At 70.7% G+C, this 16,886-nt stretch carries 15 protein-coding genes and 1 pseudogene; 6 read left to right on the forward strand and 10 right to left on the reverse strand.

The annotated features are described in order from the left end of the window. The first annotated feature begins 8 nt into the window (after positions 1-8). Positions 9-1,235, forward strand: coding sequence for a hypothetical protein (locus ACH54P_RS26125; RefSeq protein WP_489905994.1), 1,227 nt, complete (start codon positions 9-11; stop codon positions 1,233-1,235). Positions 1,236-1,237: 2 nt separating this feature from the next. Beyond that, positions 1,238-1,846 carry a hypothetical protein gene (locus ACH54P_RS26130; protein ID WP_489905995.1) on the forward strand — a complete coding sequence of 203 codons (609 nt, stop codon included), beginning with the start codon at positions 1,238-1,240 and terminating at the stop codon, positions 1,844-1,846. 4 nt (positions 1,847-1,850) lie between these two features. On the opposite strand, the gene ACH54P_RS26135 is transcribed toward ACH54P_RS26130, so the two are convergent. Further along, positions 1,851-2,075 (reverse strand): hypothetical protein, encoded by a 225-nt coding sequence (locus ACH54P_RS26135; protein WP_489905996.1) that lies wholly within the window; start codon positions 2,073-2,075, stop codon positions 1,851-1,853. 58 nt (positions 2,076-2,133) lie between these two features. On the opposite strand from ACH54P_RS26135, the gene ACH54P_RS26140 reads away from it, so the two are divergent. Continuing rightward, positions 2,134-2,613, forward strand: a complete 480-nt coding sequence (locus ACH54P_RS26140) for a GNAT family N-acetyltransferase (RefSeq protein WP_489905997.1) — start codon at positions 2,134-2,136, stop codon at positions 2,611-2,613. On the opposite strand, the gene ACH54P_RS26145 is transcribed toward ACH54P_RS26140, so the two are convergent. The 7 genes from ACH54P_RS26145 to ACH54P_RS26175 all read right to left on the reverse strand — a co-directional run bounded on the left by ACH54P_RS26145 (position 2,606) and on the right by ACH54P_RS26175 (position 9,289). Next, positions 2,606-3,067 (reverse strand): hypothetical protein, encoded by a 462-nt coding sequence (locus ACH54P_RS26145; protein WP_489905998.1) that lies wholly within the window; start codon positions 3,065-3,067, stop codon positions 2,606-2,608. The two genes, ACH54P_RS26140 and ACH54P_RS26145, sit on opposite strands and share 8 nt — an antisense overlap. Positions 3,068-3,121: 54 nt before the next feature. Next, positions 3,122-3,349, reverse strand: a complete 228-nt coding sequence (locus ACH54P_RS26150; protein ID WP_489905999.1) for a hypothetical protein — start codon at positions 3,347-3,349, stop codon at positions 3,122-3,124. 12 nt (positions 3,350-3,361) lie between these two features. Continuing rightward, positions 3,362-3,568: a hypothetical protein gene (locus ACH54P_RS26155; protein ID WP_489906000.1), complete on the reverse strand. Its 207-nt coding sequence runs from the start codon at positions 3,566-3,568 to the stop codon at positions 3,362-3,364. Positions 3,569-3,594: 26 nt separating this feature from the next. Continuing rightward, a complete protein-coding gene (locus tag ACH54P_RS26160) occupies positions 3,595-5,280 on the reverse strand; it encodes a hypothetical protein (RefSeq protein ID WP_489906001.1) in 1,686 nt (561 codons plus the stop codon). Positions 5,281-5,334: 54 nt separating this feature from the next. After that, complete coding sequence (locus ACH54P_RS26165; protein ID WP_489906002.1) at positions 5,335-7,182, reverse strand: hypothetical protein; 1,848 nt, start codon at positions 7,180-7,182, stop codon at positions 5,335-5,337. 441 nt (positions 7,183-7,623) lie between these two features. Next, complete coding sequence (locus ACH54P_RS26170) at positions 7,624-7,992, reverse strand: hypothetical protein (RefSeq protein WP_489906003.1); 369 nt, start codon at positions 7,990-7,992, stop codon at positions 7,624-7,626. 118 nt (positions 7,993-8,110) lie between these two features. Beyond that, positions 8,111-9,289: an MFS transporter gene (locus ACH54P_RS26175; protein WP_489906004.1), complete on the reverse strand. Its 1,179-nt coding sequence runs from the start codon at positions 9,287-9,289 to the stop codon at positions 8,111-8,113. 95 nt (positions 9,290-9,384) lie between these two features. Between ACH54P_RS26175 and ACH54P_RS26180 the strand changes: the two genes are divergently transcribed. From ACH54P_RS26180 to ACH54P_RS26190, 3 genes and pseudogenes are all read left to right on the forward strand, one after another. Beyond that, complete coding sequence (locus ACH54P_RS26180) at positions 9,385-9,885, forward strand: Lrp/AsnC family transcriptional regulator (RefSeq protein WP_489906005.1); 501 nt, start codon at positions 9,385-9,387, stop codon at positions 9,883-9,885. Positions 9,886-9,932: 47 nt separating this feature from the next. Continuing rightward, a complete protein-coding gene (locus ACH54P_RS26185) occupies positions 9,933-10,718 on the forward strand; it encodes a M15 family metallopeptidase (RefSeq protein WP_489906006.1) in 786 nt (261 codons plus the stop codon). Positions 10,719-10,778: 60 nt separating this feature from the next. Continuing rightward, a pseudogene (locus ACH54P_RS26190) lies at positions 10,779-10,971 on the forward strand (IS481 family transposase); the annotation flags it as partial. Between the two features lie 61 nt (positions 10,972-11,032). Here ACH54P_RS26190 and ACH54P_RS26195 read toward each other — a convergent pair. Both ACH54P_RS26195 and ACH54P_RS26200 read right to left on the reverse strand, forming a co-directional pair. Continuing rightward, a complete protein-coding gene (locus ACH54P_RS26195; protein ID WP_489906007.1) occupies positions 11,033-12,799 on the reverse strand; it encodes an SdrD B-like domain-containing protein in 1,767 nt (588 codons plus the stop codon). A gap of 166 nt (positions 12,800-12,965) precedes the next feature. Then, a complete protein-coding gene (locus tag ACH54P_RS26200) occupies positions 12,966-16,877 on the reverse strand; it encodes a DNA-directed RNA polymerase subunit beta' (protein WP_489906008.1) in 3,912 nt (1,303 codons plus the stop codon). Between the last annotated feature and the right edge of the window lie 9 nt (positions 16,878-16,886).

Below are 16,886 nucleotides of genomic sequence, written 5' to 3' on the forward strand. Positions count from 1 at the left end.
GGGACGCGGTGGCAGAGGTAGAGGACGTCGCGAGCGGCATCACCGTCAAGTCGGACGACCCGAAGACGGTGCTCGGCGTGAACGTCGACAACGCGGTCAAGGCCACCCCCTTCGCCGGGAGCGCGGTCACCGTCGGCAAGGACTTCGTCTCGGTGAAGAACGCGCTGTTCGCGCCGCAGAAGGACGGCGCGGACATCACCCTGGCGCTCGGCTCGATCGCGACCGACACGGCGGGCTTCATCCAGTCGAGTTCGAGCACGATCACCGACATCGCCACCGACCCGCTCGGCTGGCTGGTCGGGCAGGGGCTGAACTTCCTGGTCAACGCGGTCCAGCCGATCCAGGACGCGATCCACTTCGTCAGCGGCGACGGGCCGGCGCTGGGCGTCGCGGCGGAGAACTTCGGGGCGATCGCGACCGGGCTGGACAAGCTGGCGAAGAACTTCGCCGAGGTCTCCGACGACTCCCTGAAGGGTTGGCAGGGCGACGCGGGCAACGCGGCGAGGGCGGCGCTGGGCGAGTTCGCGCACGGCATCGAGGGCGTCGCGGGCAAGTCCGGCGACCTGGCGCGGATGCTGCAGCTCAACAGCATGCTGATGAGCTTCGTCGAGGACCTGATCAAGGCGATCCTCACCGAGTTCGTGACCTGGCTGATCATGCTGTGGGTGCCGGCGCTGGCGGCCGCGGTGCCGACCTGCGGCGCCTCGCTGTCGGCCGCCGCGCCGGTGTCCGAGGCGAAGGCCGTCCAGACGACCGCGACGACCACGAAGAAGGTCAACAAGCTGCGCGAGCTCCTGCAGAAGGTGCTCGACTGGCTGCGGAAGCTGCAGGCGAAGCTCGCCCAGACGAAGCTCGGGAAGTCGCTCACGAAGATCGCGCAGGAGAACGAGGGCAAGGACCTCCTCCAGAAGGCCGTCGGCGACCAGGGCATGATCGGCAAGCGCTGGGCGAAGGCGTTCGAGAACCCCGTGCTCGACGCCGCGGGCAAGGTCGACTACCGGAAGACGATGCTGAAGGCCGGCGCCACCGAAGCCCTGAAGAAGGGCGGCGAAGCGGCGGTCAAGGGCGTGCTCGGGTACAACCCGGCCAACCCCGGCGACAACCCGGCCAAGACGGTGAACGACCACCTCGGCAAGCTCAACAGCCACGTCAAGAACGCCAAGAAGGCGAGCGGCTACGACGGGACGGGCGCCGACCAGCCGGTCGAAGAGACCCGCGAGGACCTGGACTTCTGACGATGGAGACCGTCTTCACGATCGCGCTCGTCGTCGTGGTGGCCGCGGTGGCCGCCGCGATCTGGTGGCGGTCGCACAAGAAGTTCGTGGCGAGCCGCGAGGAGCACTGGTTCAAGGCGTTCGCGGCGGAGCGGGGCGGCACGTTCCACAGCGGAACCGCCGCCGGCCCGCCCCCGACGTTCGGCGTGGTTCACCCGACCGGGCGACCGCTCGCCGCCTGGCCCCAGGAGACGTGGGTCGAGTTCCGCCTCGGCGACCGGCCGGTGATCGGTCTCGACACGCAGGAGTCGTACCGGCACTTCGACGACCACACGTACTTCCGCGACCTCCACGTGACGCAGGTGCGGGTGCCGCCGTGCCCGGAACTGCGGATCGTCCCGGGCAAGCCGCTGTCGATGCCGACACTGCCCCCGGATTCGGGGCTGGATGCGGAGCTGGCGCGGTGGCTGGCGGCGAACCCGAGGTTCGGGCAGCGCGAGGTCGTGATCGAGAACGGGTCCGCGCGCACCTGGGGTCAGGGCTGCGCGACCCGGCAGAACCTCACCGCCGAAGCCGAGTACCTGGCCGAGCTGGCCGACCACCTGCCCCCGGCCCTGTGGCAACAGCGCTGAGAAGTCAGCGGCGCCGCGTCGTCAGGTGCGTGAGGCCCGCCGACAGGGCGAACACCAGCCCCAAGCCGACGACGTACGGGCCCGCCAGCAAGGCGAACCCCGCCCCGATGTTCGCGTCGGGTTGGTCGGATGTGGCCCGGAAGCCGATCGCTCCCACCGCCAGCAGGATCGCCCCCACCGTGATCAGCAGGACCGCCACCACCGCCAGGCGCTTCGTGACTGCCGTCATGTCCCCATGGTGCCCGGGGGCCGGCGAATTCGCTGGACAGCGTCCCCAGGATGGGGGCGTGGAGTGGAACATCACCGAGGTCCCCGTCGACCACCCGGACGCGATCGCGATCATGCGCGAGTACATGGACGAAGTCGCTTCGCGCTACTTCGGGCGCCCGGTCACCGAAGCGGAGCTGACGAAGTACGTCGCCGAGGAACCCGGCACCGACCTGGTCGCGCCCACCGGGGCCTTCCTCCTCGGCCGGCGGGGCGGCGTGGTCGGGGGCTGCGCCGGGACCCGCGTCGTCGCGCCGGGGATCACCGAGCTGACGAAGGTGTTCGTCAAGCCGGCCCACCGCGGCACGGGTGGCGGGCCGCGGCTGGTGGCGGCCGCGGAGGACGCCGCGCGGCGGCTCGGCTCGGCTCTCATGCGGCTCGACACCCGCCACGACCTCGTCGAGGCCCGCGCGCTCTACGCGAAGACCGGCTACGCCGAGGTCGAGCCGTTCAACAACGAGCAGTTCGCCGAACACTGGTTCGCGAAAGCCCTCAGCTGACACACGCGGCGACGTCGCCGGGCGCGGACTTCCGCGTCGTCACCACGCGGCCGCCGACCGAGACGCGGCACTGCACCGCGCCGCTCCCCTGCCCGAGCAGCTGGATCGCCCCGGCGGACGGCCAGGTGAACTCTTTGCGCCAGGGCAGCGGGACGTCGAGCTCCTGGTGCACCAGGCCGAGGCCGTTCGAGTCGTAGACGACCGTCGCGGTGCCGGTACCGGTCAGCTCGTACGTCACCTGGTAACCCGGCGGCGGCGCCGGGTTCGAGGTGGACGTCACCGTCGCCATGATCGTGCGCGGCGGGACCGACGACGGCGACGGCTCACCGACCACCACGACCGACGACGACGGCGGGGCGGGCGAGTCGTCGTCGCCGAGGATGAAGACGCCGGCCGTCACCGCGGCGATCGTGATCACCGCGATGCCGAGCCTGCCGACGAACTGCCGGTTCATGAGGACTCCCAGGGAAAGGGCGGCCCCCCGAGGAACCGAGGGGCCGCCCGCCGGTCAGAAGGATGGCAGGAGCTTGCCCGGGACGCCGTTGACCGACTGGAGCAGGCCGAGCACCGGGACACCCAGCGGCGCGAACGTCCAGATGTTGGTCAACCCGCTGGTGTCCGGCTCGTCGACCACGACGACACCCGGGGTGTCGGCGAGCGCCGGCGCGGCCGCGCCGAACAGGGCCGCTCCGGTGAGGACCGCGGCACCGGCCGCGCGGACGAGGTTCTTCTTCATGGTTCGCACCTTTCAGGAAATCGCGGTGATGAGGCCGAAGACGGGGGCGAGCAGGTCCACCGGCTGGCCGAGCGGGCCGAGCACGCTGCCGAGGTCTACGCCGGGCACGAGCCAGACCGAGCCGTCGGTCGGGTCGGCGCCGGCGACGCCGGCGGTCAGGCCGGTGAACGCCGTCGCCGCGGCGAGCGGCAGCAGCACGCGGGCAGCAAGACGCTTCATGGATTTTCCTTTCATCCCAAGGGTTTTCAGCGGAGAACCGACGTGATCGGCACGATGGTTCCGTCGGGCACCCACTGGCCGGCGTAGTCGCGGTCCATCACCATTCCGGCGGCGTGGGGTTCGGAGGGGTACATCGGCATGGCGTTGACCTGGGCGGCGGCGAAGATCCGCACGTCGCCCGCGGTGGGTTCGGCGCCCAGCCAGCTCCGGAAGCCGCCGAGCGTCGGGCTTTCGCCGCCGAAGCGGTCGCCGACCGCGACGGCGTACCCGACCGCCGCCGCCTCCCGCGGGTCGAACCGCAACGGCAGTGACGCGCTGGCCACGGCGTTGACGATCGGCCCGGTCAGCAGCCACGGCGCCAGGTAGAGCCCGTACTGGTGGGTGGGTTCGAGGCGCTGCAGTTCGGCCGCCCGCGTCATCGCCAGGTAGGCAGGCGCCCAGCCGGAGACGACGACCAGCGCGGTGTCGGGCCCGGCGTCCGGCCGCACGGCCAGCCCGGTCCGCGCCGCCGTCTCGCGCACCAGCTTCGCCGCCGCGGCGCCGCGCGGGGAGTCGTCCTCGACCAGCGTGATCGCGGACGGCTTCCGCCCGGCGAGGAACTCGACGAGCTTGACCAGGGCCCCGCCGTCCTCCGGCGTCAGCGCGTCGGACGGGCACGCCGTCAGCACGTCGGCGCGGCCCGCGACCAGGCCGCCGAGTCCCGCCGACGCGCATTCCGGCGCGTCGGCTTCGGCGATCGACGGGCCGGGCGCGCCGCCCGCGTCGACCTCGACGACGGTCGTCGTGCCGCCGCGGCGGATCTCCAGGTCGCTGCGGCCGGGCGGCAGGTCGACGTCGGCCCACGTGCCTTCGGCGCCGGGCCGGGCGACGGCCTGGGTGACGAGGCCCCCGCGGACGCCGGCGGACAGGTCGCCGCCCGCGCTCGCCGGGAAGTGGACGACGTTGTGCCCCGGCCGCTGCGGGCTGACCAGCACGGGGAACCCCGGCTCGACGGCCAGCAGCGGCACACCCGGCACGGGCAGCGGCGGCGGCACCGGGATCGCTCCCAGCGCGCTCCACGCGAGGAACCCGAGCGCGACGCCGAGGGCGCCGAACCGGTAGGCGCGGCCCCGGAGCACGACCGCGAGCCCGCTCACCGCGAGCGGCAGGACCACGACGGCCAGCACCGCGAGCCCGAACAGCGTGCTGAAGAGCCGCCGGTCGAACCCGAGGCCGGAGAGCCCGAACCGCACCGCGCCGGCCAGGACCAGCAGGCCGCCGAGGGTGATCGCGAGCGGTCCGGGCCGGACGGCCGACGTCGTCACCGGCCCGAGCAGCGCGAAGCCGAACCACACGGCCGCGCCGGCGACGAACACCGTGTCGATCGCGAACCCGATGCCGGAACCACCCAGCGACGTCTCCAGCACGACCAGCGCCAGCAGCGCGGCCGACGTCCAGCGAGTGGCCCGCGGGACGACCGGCACCGCCACCGCGAGCACCACGTGGATCGCCAGCGCGACCACGTTGACGTCGACGGCGAAGGCCGACACCACGGCGAGCAGCGCCGAAACCCCGCCGAGGACGTGAAGCGTGAGCTGTGGCCGCTGCCCCGGCGGGCGCAGCAGGCCGCTCCCGGCGAGGAACGCCGTGGACAGCAACAGGGCCAGCCGGAGCACCAGCGCCAGGACGTCCACAGTGGACGAACCGGTGGCCGCGGGGTGGGGGTGATCCATCGGGACCTTCCGGGGAGGAGCGGGCGGGGTCGTGACCGGCCCCGCCCGCGTCGGTTACTTGATGTCCGCGTCCGCGACGACGAACAGCTCGGAGTGCGGCTTGGCGTTGCCGAAGTCCCCGTGCGGCCACGACTTGCGGTTGAAGTTGATGCCGACCTGCCCGGTGAACTCGTCCCGGAAGTTCTGGTCGACGGAGACCTTCCCGTCCGGGCCGAGGTTCAGCAGGTTGACCTTGTGGTCACCGTCCAAACCGGACCGGGCGACGAAGTAGTTCGACACCGCGAGGTGCTGCGGCGACGTCGTTTCGTGGTAGAAACCGTCGCTGCCGAGCGCCCAGTTGTCGTAGGCGCCCCAGTGCGGGCCCGCGCCCGGCGTGCCGGGGTTGACCGGGGCCGCGCCGACGACGGTCGGCAGGTCGCCGCCCCCGCCCTGCTGCGCCTTCGCCTTCGTGTCGACCCGGCCTTCGATGTCCTCGATCCGGTCGCCGGCGTTGACCAGCTTCTGGATGTCGAGGACGTAGACGCCGCCGGTGGTGCCGGGGTCGTCGGCCGAGAGGGTGCCCTTCTGCCGCCCGACGATCGCGCGGTAGAGGTACTTGTCGTCCGGGCTCGTCTGGATCCAGCCGCCGTTCGAGCTGGCGCCGTTCGAGTCGTTGTTGGCGTAGATGGCCTTGTTCGCGGCGCCGTCGTCGAACACCTCGATCCAGTGCGGCTCGGCCGCCGTGATGTCCGGCGTGTAGAACACCGCGCCGCCCTGCATGGTCTGGGCGAACGCGCCCTTGTGGCCGGGCAGGTTGGTCACCGTCGTCTCCATGACCGCGCGGCTCTCGGCGTGCAGCGGGTCGGCCGGGTCGGCGCGCGGCCCATCGGCCAGGTACGACACGGACTTCAGCTTCGGGTGGTTGCGGTCGGAGATGTCCCAGGTCCGCACGGTCGGCCGGCGCAGGTACGGCGACGGCTGCTTCACCGGGTCGAGGATGATGTTGCGCGGCTCGGCGTAGTCGCTGGTCACGAGCGTGTTCAGGTCCTCGCGGGCCTGGATGCCGTGCGGGTTGGCGCAGGTCGGCTTGCCCAGCTGCGGCAGGTTGTCGCACAGCTTCTGGTTGTCGCCCTGCGGGGTCGCCGCCGGGGACTCCGAAAGGACCTCGGCGTTCTGTCCGAAGTGGACGACCTCGCCCGGGCTGCCGGCGAAGCCGTTGCCGATCTGGGTGGAGCCGTCGGCGTAGGCGTGCGGGCCGGGGACCACCGGACCCCCCATGTACGTGCCGTAGGCGGTGCCGTCATTGAGCACCCAGTAGGCGTCCGGGACCGAGCCGCCGAGCGTGTTGGTCGGCAGGCTGACGCCCTTGAGCTTCAGCTGCGGCAGCGCGCTGACGTCGAAGGCGTACGTCGCGGCGGCGAACAGCGCTCCGGCGTAGATCGTGTCGCCCTGGTGCCACACGTACTGCATGTGGTGCGGCTCGTTCTCGACCAGCGGGCCGACGGTCGCGGTGTTGACGACCTTGCCGTACGTCGGCGAACCCTGCGTCGCGTCGATCACGGCGAGGAAGTCCGGGCCGGGCAGGGCGTTCTTGACCTTGTTGAGCCCGCCGCCGAGGGTGCCCGGCAGGTTCTTGACGTCCTTGACGAGCGTGTCGGCGATGTTCTCGTCGCCGGCCCAGACCAGCAGCCACTTCTTGGGCGTGCCGCTCTCCGACCGCGCGAGATCCTTGGACACCAGGTGGTTCTGCACCCAGTACTGCTTGCCGTCGGAGGCGGTCTTCGCGTCGGTGATGGTCTGGACGTCGGCGTAGGCGCCGGTGGCCGAACCGGTGTACGTGACCGCGCCGGCCGCGAGGGCGAGTGCCGCGGCGCCGGTCACCACCTTTCGCCACCGGCCCGGGCGCAACGGGATTGATCGCATGGTTCTCCCTGTTCTTTCTCACGGACGAAAACCGTTGGGACACAACGGAAAGCTGACGTCAGCCGACCTGAACGGGATATTCGCGCCCAACACGCGAACGGTCCAGCCGTGATCAAAGAATGAGACGCGACCCGAAAGGGTCAATCTCCCACGAAGTGGGCCGAGTTGACGCGCCCTATTGCGCCGAATGGGTGAGCATGGTGGCTAGACCAACCGGCGGTGTCACGGTTGGTCACAACGGCACAGCCCCGGCGCCTGAACGCCGGGGCTGCTGGTTATCGATTCGTTATGAAGTGCCGGGAACTCCCGGTCAGAGTTTGGTGCCGCAGTCCGCGCAGAACAGTGCGCCGGGCTTGTTGCCTTCGTTGCTGCAGCCACCGCAGCGGACCTTCAGGGCCAGCGCCGTGCCGCACGACGAGCAGAACTTCCCGCCGTCGACCTTCAGGCCGCAGCCGGACAGCTGACCTTCGCGCGGGTGTCGAGGTCGAGGCCGGCCGTCCAGTCCTTCTCGCGGGCCTTCTCCCAGATCTGGTCGCGCTGGGCCGCCGCCTGCGCCCGCGAGATCTCCTCGGGGACGCTCGGCGAACACCGCAGGCACTGGCCGATCTCCTCGTTCCAGCACTGGTCGTGGCACATCCAGTCGCCGCAGCCCCGGCACTGGCGGAAGCTCGGGGTGATCTCCTCGACCGCCGCGGCCAGCGCCTTGTCCTTGGCCGGCGAGTTCGTCGCGCGGTCGTAACGCCACTGGTCGGCCGAGTTGCTCAGGTCCCGCAGGGTCCCGCCGAAGAACGAGCCGACGGCGCGAAGCACGCTTCGCCCGGTCTCGACGTTGTCGCGCTGGAAGGCGGACCGGAAGCCGTTGCCGCAGCGTTCGCAGCGGAATTCGCGGCGACGAGAGATTGGCCGACAACGGTCCGGCTACCCGAAGTCACGGCCGCGGCGGCGCCAGCAACGCCAGCGGGAGCAGGGCCAGCACCCCGCCGACCACGGCGACGAGCGCGTACCCGCCGCCGGCGAACAGCTGCCCGGACCCCAGCCCGGCCAGCGCGGACGCCGACCAGACGACCGCGTCGACGACGCCCTGCACCCGGCTGCGCGTTTCCGGCGCGAGGTCGCGGCTCAGCTGCGCGCTGCCGCCGACGAACACCAGGTTCCAGCCGTACCCGAGCAGGAACAACGCCACCGGCAGGCCCGACGTGTGCGCCGTCGGGGCCGCAATGGCGGTCGCCGTCGACAGGGCCAGCACGCCCAGGCCCGCGTTGACCGTCACGCGCGGGCCCCAGCGGTCGGCGATCCGGCCGGACAGCGGCGCCAGCGCGAACATGCCGATCATGTGCGCGCTCAGCACCCAGCCGACGACTTCGAGGCCGTGCCCGTGGCTCTGCAGCTGCAACGGCGTCATGGTCATCACCGCGACCATCGTCAGCTGCGCGGCGACCATCGCGACCAGCGGGCGCACGACGGCGGCCGAGCGCACCGGGCCGCGCGCGGTGACCACCGGAGTCTCCCGCGGGGGCGGGATGTGCCGCGGCAGGAACGCCGCCGCCATCGCCGCGCCCGCCGTCGCCAGGACCGCGACCCCGACCGGGCCCGACAGCGAGGGCCAGCCGAAGCCCGTCGCGACGTGCGCCGCCGGCGCCATCAACGCCGGGCCGACGAGCGCGCCGACCGTCCCCGCCCAGACGACGGTCGCCAGCGCGCGGCCCCGGCGTTCCTCCGGGTACAGGTCGGCGGCGAGGTAGCGGGACAGCTGCGCGCCGCCGTTGCCGATGCCGACCAGCAGGATCCCGAGCAGCAACGGCACCACCGCCGTCGCCAGCGCGGCGGCGAACGCGACGAGCGCGCCGATCGCCGCGACGCCGTAGCCGGACACCAGGACGCGGCGGCGGCCGTGGCCCGGCAGCAGCAGCCCGGCGCCGAGCGCGCCGGCCGCGGTGCCGAGCACGCTCGCCACGCTCGGCAGCCCGCTCAGGCCGGCACCGCTGCCCGCGGCGACGATCAGCGTGGCCGCGGTGGTAAGGCCGACCATGGCCGTGTTGAGCAGCGCGACGCCGGCGAACAGCGCTCCCACGGACCGGGTCCGGCCGGTCACCGTCAATGTCCCCATGACCAGCAACGTTAGGGATTTCCGGCCGCGCTTCGAAGGGCCGATCAACGGCAATTCGCTCGCCCGGGCCGTAGTTCGGAAGGAAGATGGGCGCCATGACCTTTCGTTCGGAAAAGTCCCTGGACGACGTCGACTGGCGGCTGCTGGACCTGCTGCAGGCCGACGGGAGGTTGTCGTTCAAGGAGCTCGGCAGGCGGATCAACCTGTCGGCGCCGGCGGTGGCCGAGCGGGTGCGGCGGCTCGAGGAGACCGGGGTGATCACCGGCTACCGCGCCCAGGTCGACGCGCGGCGGGCGGGCCAGCCGCTGCAGGCGTTCGTCGAGATGCGGTGCGCGCTGAGCAGCTGCCTGCTGAAGACGTCGAAGTCCGAGGACTACCCGGAGGTCGTCGAGATCCACCGGCTCAGCGGTGACCACTGCACGATGCTGAAGATCCGGGCGGCGTCGCTGGAGCACTTCGAGGGCCTGCTGGAGCGGCTCGGGAAGCACGGTGAGCTGCGGTCGTCGGTGGTGCTTTCGACGCAGTTCGAGGGGCGGCCGGTGCAGCCGCCGTCGGACGACTTCCTGCGGGCGAGCACGCCGGAAGGCTGGTCGTGACCCGAAGAGCGGCTGTGCGCCGGGGGTTCAGCTGCTAGACGAGAGGGATGCCGATCGTCCCCCGGAGGGTGCGCGCGCTCGCCGTCGCCCTCATCGCCATGACCACCGTCGCCGTCCCCGCTCCGGCTGCTGCTGCCACCACCTCGGCCGGCTTCGTCGCCCTCTCCGACGTCGCGCCGTCGATCCTGCAGGACATCCGCTACGCCACGCAGCACAACTTCGTCGGCCGGCGGATCGACGGGTACCGCGCCCCCCTCTGCATCCTCACCCGGCAGGCCGCCGAAGGCCTGCGGAAAGTCCAGGCGCAGCTGAGGAAGCAGGGCTACACCCTCAAGGTCTACGACTGCTACCGGCCGCAGCGCGCGGTCGACCACTTCGTGCGGTGGGCGAAGGACCTCGCCGACGAGAAGACGAAGGCCGAGTTCTACCCGAACGTCGCCAAGGACCGGCTCTTCGCCGACGGGTACATCGCCGAGAAGTCCGGGCACAGCCGCGGCAGCACGATGGATCTGACGATCGTCAGGCTGCCGGCGCGGCCCCAGCGGCCGTACGTCCCGGGCGAGCCGCTCGTGCCGTGCTTCGCGCCGCGGGACCAGCGCTTCCCCGACAACATGGTGGACATGGGCACCGGCTTCGACTGCTTCGACCCGCTGGCCCACACCGACAACCCGGCGATCACCGGCGTGGCGCGCCAGAACCGCGACCTGCTGAAGAACACGATGGCCGCGGCGGGTTTCCGCAACCTGCCCGAGGAGTGGTGGCACTACACGCTGAACGACGAGCCGTACCCGGACACGTACTTCGACTTCCCGGTCTCCCGCCGCGGCCTCTAGGTGTCTTGTCCGGGGAGGTTCATGGTCTCCGCCCAACCGCTCGTCGATGAGCCAACCGCAGGTGTGGCCGGGACGACCGACCGCAGCTGCCGTCCACGCCACAGCCCGAACCGCACCCCCGTCCCGGCAGCGCGGCAGATCGTGCGGGTTGCCGTGGCACAAACGGCTGGGCCCGCCCCAGATCGGCGGACGGCTCGGGTTGCCCGCCTCGACCGTGCACGCGGTGCTGACCCGCGGCCGGATCAACCGGCTCTCCCCCGAAACCGAAAGCGCCCCCGGTCCACAGTGGACCGGGGGCGCGTTTCGTTCAGCCGTTATTCGGCCGGGTGGCGGCGACGGCGTGCGCCGAACACCAGGGCCGTGCCGAGGGCCAGGGCCGCCAGCGTCAGGGCTCCCAGTCCGAGGACGTCGACGCCCGTGCTGGCCAGGCCGCCGCTGCTGCCGCCGGTCTGGCCGCCGCCGGTGCCGGCCGCCGCGCCCGTGGTCGACGTCGGGGTGGCCGACGCGCTGCACTCCGCGGGATTGGTCGGCACCGTCGGCAACGGCGCGTCACCGGGTTCGGCCGAGATCCACACCTGGGCCGGGTGGTCCGCCGGCCCGGTGACGTAGATCGACTCCGGGTTCTGGTTCGTGATCTTCCAGCCCTGCGGCGGCAGGAGGTACAGGCGGTACTCCGGCCCCGGGACGACGTCGTGGAACTCGAAGTGCCCCTTCGCGTCCGTCGTCTGCTCGCCGACGACCGGGCACTGCTGGTCGGAGACGAGCACGACCTTCACCCCGGCGACGCCCTCCTGCGGCTGCCCCGGCCCGAGGTACCGGATCACGTCACCGCTGACGGTCGCCTTCCCACCCGGCACGGCCGCCTTGTCCCCGGCGTTCGGGTGGTGTTCGACGTCGACTTCGCGGTAGCCGAAGTCGCAGGAGACCGAGACGAAGCCGCTGTTGAAAGCGCCTTCAGGCACGGTTTCGGTGACGTCGAAGGTCTGCGTCCGGCCCGGCGCGATCGTGACGCCGCCGCGCGTCCACGCGAGGTCACCCCACCCGGGGCCGCTGCCCTTCAGGGCGTGGGCGGCGCCGAAGCGGTCACACGCGGCCACGATGCCGGTGAGCGGGATCGTGCCGGAGTTGGACAGCGTCACGGTGACGTGCGCGAGGTCGCCCGGCTTGTAGGTGTCCTGGGTGAAGGCCATCGACGCCTTCAGGGCGTCGTTCAGCGGCGGCACCGCGCGGACCAGCAGGTCCTCGGTGTCCGGCCCGATCCGCAGGGTGTCGAACGGGATCAGCCAGCCGCCGGCCACAGTACCGTCGAGGTAGTACTCCGCGGCCGGGAGGTCGAAGCTGAACTTCCCGTCCTCGCCGCTCGTGGCCGTGTACGTGCTGTTGCCGGTGTCGTGGACGTACCGCAGGGTCAGCACGATGCCGGGCAGCTGTTCGCCCTCGTCGAGCTTGCCGTTGCCGTTCTTGTCGCCGTACAGGACGCCGGCCGCGCGACCGGCCACCCTGGTGACGTCCGCCGAGTAGCTGAAGTCGGGACTGACGTTGTAGCCGGTGTGGTCGAACACGACGCCCCGCACGACGAGGGTCTTCTCGTCGATGGCCCGGATCTTCCCGGTGACCGCCAGCTCGAAGGTCTCGCCCGGCGCGAGGTCCAGACCCTTCCCACCCCGCGCGAGCGGACCCCAGCCCGGTTCGTTCGGGACGTCCAGGTCGGTCGACCCGTAGATGGACTGGGCGACCCAGAGCCCGACCGCGGGGACCTCGCCGACGTTCGTCAGCTTGAAGGTGAAGTGGACGTCCTCGTCGGTCCGGTAGGTCGTCTTGTCGAAGACGAGGGAGGTCTTGACCTCGGCCCGCTGCGGCGCGGGCTCGTCCTGCGGCTTCGCGGCGGGCTCGCTCGCGGGCTCGGACGAGGCCGGCGCGGAGGAGGCCGGCGGTTCGGCCGTGGCGGGTGCGGCGGAGGTCGGCGTCGGGTCCGGCTCCTCCGCGCCCGCCGGTGTGGCGAACACGCTGGTCAGCACGGCCGCAGCCGCGAGTGTGGCGAAGTAGCGCGCGACGGGTCTCGCGCCTCTCGATTTGTTCACGAAAAGTCACCCCTAGGTAGCGCAGTGAAACGCGCGAAAGCCCCCGAACCGCGTAGAACCGCATCAATCTAGCGATATTCCTGGATGGTGAATACCCGATGGAGTGACGCTTCGGAAACGAAAAGGCCCCCGCCGGAACCGGCGGGGGCCTTCTCGTGGTTCAACCTCAGCGGAAGTCGCGGCCGAAGTCGTAGTCGTCCAGCGGCACCGCGGCACCGGTACCCGTACCGAACACGTCCGGGGTGTAGTAACCGTCGTCGTAGGACGGGATCGCGTACGCCGCGACCCGGGCCTCTTCCGTCGGCTGCACCTGGATGTTGCGGTACTTGTTGATGCCCGTACCGGCCGGGATCAGCTTACCGATGATCACGTTCTCCTTGAGGCCCACGAGCTTGTCCGAGCGGCCGTTGATCGCCGCGTCGGTCAGGACTCGCGTGGTCTCCTGGAACGAGGCCGCCGACAGCCACGAGTCCGTGGTCAGCGACGCCTTCGTGATCCCCATCAGCACCGGACGACCCGAAGCCGGCTCGCCGCCTTCGGCGACCGACGCCCGGTTCGTCGCCTCGAACTTCGTGCGTTCGGGCAGCTCGCCCGGCAGGAAGTCCGTGGCCCCGGAGTCGATGATCGTCACCCGGCGCAGCATCTGCCGGACGATGACCTCGATGTGCTTGTCGTGGATCGACACACCCTGCGCCCGGTACACCTTCTGGACCTCGTCCACCAGGTGCATCTGCGCCTCGCGCGGCCCCATGACCCGCAGGACCTCGTGCGGGTCCGGCGTGCCCTCGAGCAGCTGCTGACCGACGTTGACGTGGTCGCCGTCGCCCAGCGGGCCGTTCGGGGTGTTCGCGAGCCGCTGACGCTTGGACAGCTTGTCGAAGACGATCTCTTCGCCGCCGTCGTCCGGGATCAGCGTGATCTTCCAGAACCGCTCGCTCTCCTCGATGCGCACGCGGCCATCGACGTCGGCGATCGGCGCCTTGCCCTTCGGGACCCGGGCTTCGAACAGCTCCTGGACACGGGGCAGACCGGTCGTGATGTCGTCACCGGCGACACCACCCTGGTGGAACGTACGCATCGTCAGCTGCGTACCCGGCTCACCGATCGACTGGGCCGCGACGATACCCACGGCCTCGCCGACGTCGACGAGCTGACCGGTCGCCATCGAGCGGCCGTAGCAGGTCGCGCAGATGCCGACGGCCGACTCGCAGGTCAGCACCGAGCGGACCTTGACCTTCGAGATGCCGCTCGAGAGCAGCTTGTCGATGGCCGGGTCGCCGATGTCGTCGCCCGCGTTCAGCACGACGTTGCCCTTGGCGTCCACCGCGTCCGTCGCGAGGTTCCGCGCGTACACGGAGGTCTCGACGTGCTGGTCGCGCAGCACGCGGCCGTCGCCGAGGTCCTCGCCGATCGGCATCATGATGCCGCGGGTGGTGCCGCAGTCGGTCTCGCGGACGATGACGTCCTGCGAGACGTCCACCAGACGCCGGGTCAGGTAACCCGAGTCGGCGGTGCGGAGCGCCGTGTCCGCCAGGCCCTTCCGGGCACCGTGCGTCGCGATGAAGTACTCCGCCACCGACAGGCCCTCACGGAAGTTGGCCTTGATCGGACGCGGGATGTACTCACCCTTCGGGTTCGACACCAGGCCACGCATACCGGCCAGCGACCGGACCTGCGTCATGTTGCCCGCCGCGCCGGACTTCACGATCATCGCGATCGGGTTGTCGTCCGGCAGCGCCGTCTCCATGATCTTGTGGACCTCTTCGGTGGCCTGCGTCCACACCTTGACGAGCTCGTTGTTCCGCTCGGCGTGCGACAGCTGACCACGCTGGTAGCGCTTCTCCACCTGGGAGGCCTTGCCCTCGTACTCGTCGAGGATGGCCTGCTTGCCCTTCGGCACCAGGACGTCGGAGATCGCCACGGTGACACCCGACCGGGTCGCCCAGTAGAAACCGGCGTCCTTCAGCCGGTCCAGGGTCTGCGCGACCTGGGTCATCGAGTACCGCTCGGCGAGGTCGTTCACGATCGCGGCCTGCCGCTTCTTCGGCATCGGCTCGTTGATGAACGGGTAGTCCGCCGGCAGCAGCTCGTTGAACAGCACGCGGCCCAGGGTCGTCTCGGCCAGCCACGCCTTGCCCGGCTCCCAGCCCTTTTCCGCGAGCGCCGGCTCGTCGGCCTTCGCCGGCTGACGGTCGGTGATGCGGATCTTGACCGGAGCGTGCAGGCTCAGCGCCTTGCGGTCGTACGCCATGATGGCCTCGGCCGTCGACGAGTACGCGTTGCCCGCGCCCTCGGCGTCCTCGCTGAGGCGGGTCAGGTGGAACAGACCCGTCACCATGTCCAGCCGCGGCATGGCGAGCGGACGGCCCGACGCCGGCGACAGGATGTTGTTCGCCGACAGCATCAGGATCCGGGCCTCGGCCTGCGCCTCGGCCGACAGCGGCAGGTGCACCGCCATCTGGTCACCGTCGAAGTCCGCGTTGAACGCCTCGCAGACCAGCGGGTGCAGCTGGATGGCCTTGCCCTCGACCAGCTGCGGCTCGAAGGCCTGGATGCCGAGGCGGTGCAGGGTCGGCGCGCGGTTCAGCATCACCGGGTGGCCGGTGATGACCTCTTCCAGCACGTCCCACACCTGCGGCCGCGAACGCTCCACCATCCGCTTGGCGGACTTGATGTTCTGCGCGTGGTTCAGGTCGACCAGCCGCTTCATGACGAACGGCTTGAACAGCTCGAGCGCCATGTCCTTCGGCAGACCGCACTGGTGCAGCTTCAGCTGCGGGCCGACGATGATGACCGAACGGCCCGAGTAGTCGACGCGCTTGCCGAGCAGGTTCTGGCGGAACCGGCCCTGCTTGCCCTTGAGCAGGTCGGACAGCGACTTCAGCGGCCGGTTGCCCGGGCCGGTGACCGGACGGCCGCGGCGGCCGTTGTCGAACAGCGCGTCGACGGCCTCCTGCAGCATCCGCTTCTCGTTGTTGACGATGATCTCGGGCGCGCCGAGGTCGATCAGCCGCTTGAGGCGGTTGTTCCGGTTGATGACCCGGCGGTACAGGTCGTTCAGGTCGGAGGTCGCGAAGCGGCCACCGTCCAGCTGCACCATCGGGCGCAGGTCCGGCGGGATCACCGGGACGGCGTCGAGCACCATGCCGCGCGGGTCGTTGCCGGTGGCCTGGAACGCCGCGACGACCTTGAGCCGCTTCAGCGCGCGGAGCTTCTTCTGCCCCTTGCCGTTGCGGATCGTGTCGCGCAGGCTCTCGGCCTCCGCGGCGACGTCGAACTCGGTGGCCAGCTTCTGGATGGCCTCCGCGCCCATGCCGCCGGTGAAGTACTCGCCGTAGCGGTCGACGAGCTCGCGGTAGAGCAGCTCGTCGGCGATCAGCTGACGGGTGTCGAGCTTCGTGAAGGTCGTCCAGACCTCCTCGAGGCGGTCCAGCTCGCGACCGGCGCGGTCACGCAGCTGGCGCATCTCGCGCTCGCCGCCCTCCTTGACCTTGCGGCGGACGTCGGACTTGGCGCCCTCCGCCTCCAGCTCGGCCAGGTCGGCTTCCAGCTTCTGCGCGCGGGCCTCGATGTCGGCGTCACGCTTGGTCTCGAGGTTCTTGCGCTCGACGCCGATCTCGTTCTCGAGGGTCGGCAGGTCGTTGTGGCGCAGCTCCGTGTTCACGCCCGTGATGACGTAAGCAGCGAAGTAGATGATCTTCTCGAGGTCCTTCGGCGCCAGGTCCAGCAGGTAGCCAAGGCGGGACGGAACACCCTTGAAGTACCAGATGTGGGTGACCGGCGCGGCCAGCTCGATGTGGCCCATCCGCTCACGGCGCACCTTGGCGCGGGTCACCTCGACGCCGCAGCGCTCACAGATGATGCCCTTGAACCGGACTCGCTTGTACTTGCCGCAGTAGCACTCCCAGTCCCGGGTCGGACCGAAGATCTTCTCGCAGAAGAGGCCGTCCTTCTCGGGCTTGAGCGTCCGGTAGTTGATGGTCTCCGGCTTCTTGACCTCGCCGTAGGACCACTGGCGGATGTCGTCAGCGGTGGCGAGACCAATGCGGAGCTCATCGAAGAAGTTGACGTCCAGCACGTCTAGATC

This window comes from Amycolatopsis sp. N2S4-7, from assembly GCF_058119595.1.

Bases quoted from the DNA above. Each gene is read 5' to 3' on its own strand.
- ACH54P_RS26185 (WP_489906006.1), top strand. From the start codon at position 9,933: ATGCCGATCGTCCCCCGGAGGGTGCGCGCGCTCGCCGTCGCCCTCATC.
- ACH54P_RS26135 (WP_489905996.1), bottom strand. From the start codon at position 2,075: ATGACGGCAGTCACGAAGCGCCTGGCGGTGGTGGCGGTCCTGCTGATC.
- ACH54P_RS26130 (WP_489905995.1), top strand. From the start codon at position 1,238: ATGGAGACCGTCTTCACGATCGCGCTCGTCGTCGTGGTGGCCGCGGTG.
- ACH54P_RS26150 (WP_489905999.1), bottom strand. From the start codon at position 3,349: ATGAAGAAGAACCTCGTCCGCGCGGCCGGTGCCGCGGTCCTCACCGGA.
- ACH54P_RS26175 (WP_489906004.1), bottom strand. From the start codon at position 9,289: ATGGGGACATTGACGGTGACCGGCCGGACCCGGTCCGTGGGAGCGCTG.
- ACH54P_RS26160 (WP_489906001.1), bottom strand. From the start codon at position 5,280: ATGGATCACCCCCACCCCGCGGCCACCGGTTCGTCCACTGTGGACGTC.
- ACH54P_RS26165 (WP_489906002.1), bottom strand. From the start codon at position 7,182: ATGCGATCAATCCCGTTGCGCCCGGGCCGGTGGCGAAAGGTGGTGACC.
- ACH54P_RS26155 (WP_489906000.1), bottom strand. From the start codon at position 3,568: ATGAAGCGTCTTGCTGCCCGCGTGCTGCTGCCGCTCGCCGCGGCGACG.
- ACH54P_RS26145 (WP_489905998.1), bottom strand. From the start codon at position 3,067: ATGAACCGGCAGTTCGTCGGCAGGCTCGGCATCGCGGTGATCACGATC.
- ACH54P_RS26180 (WP_489906005.1), top strand. From the start codon at position 9,385: ATGACCTTTCGTTCGGAAAAGTCCCTGGACGACGTCGACTGGCGGCTG.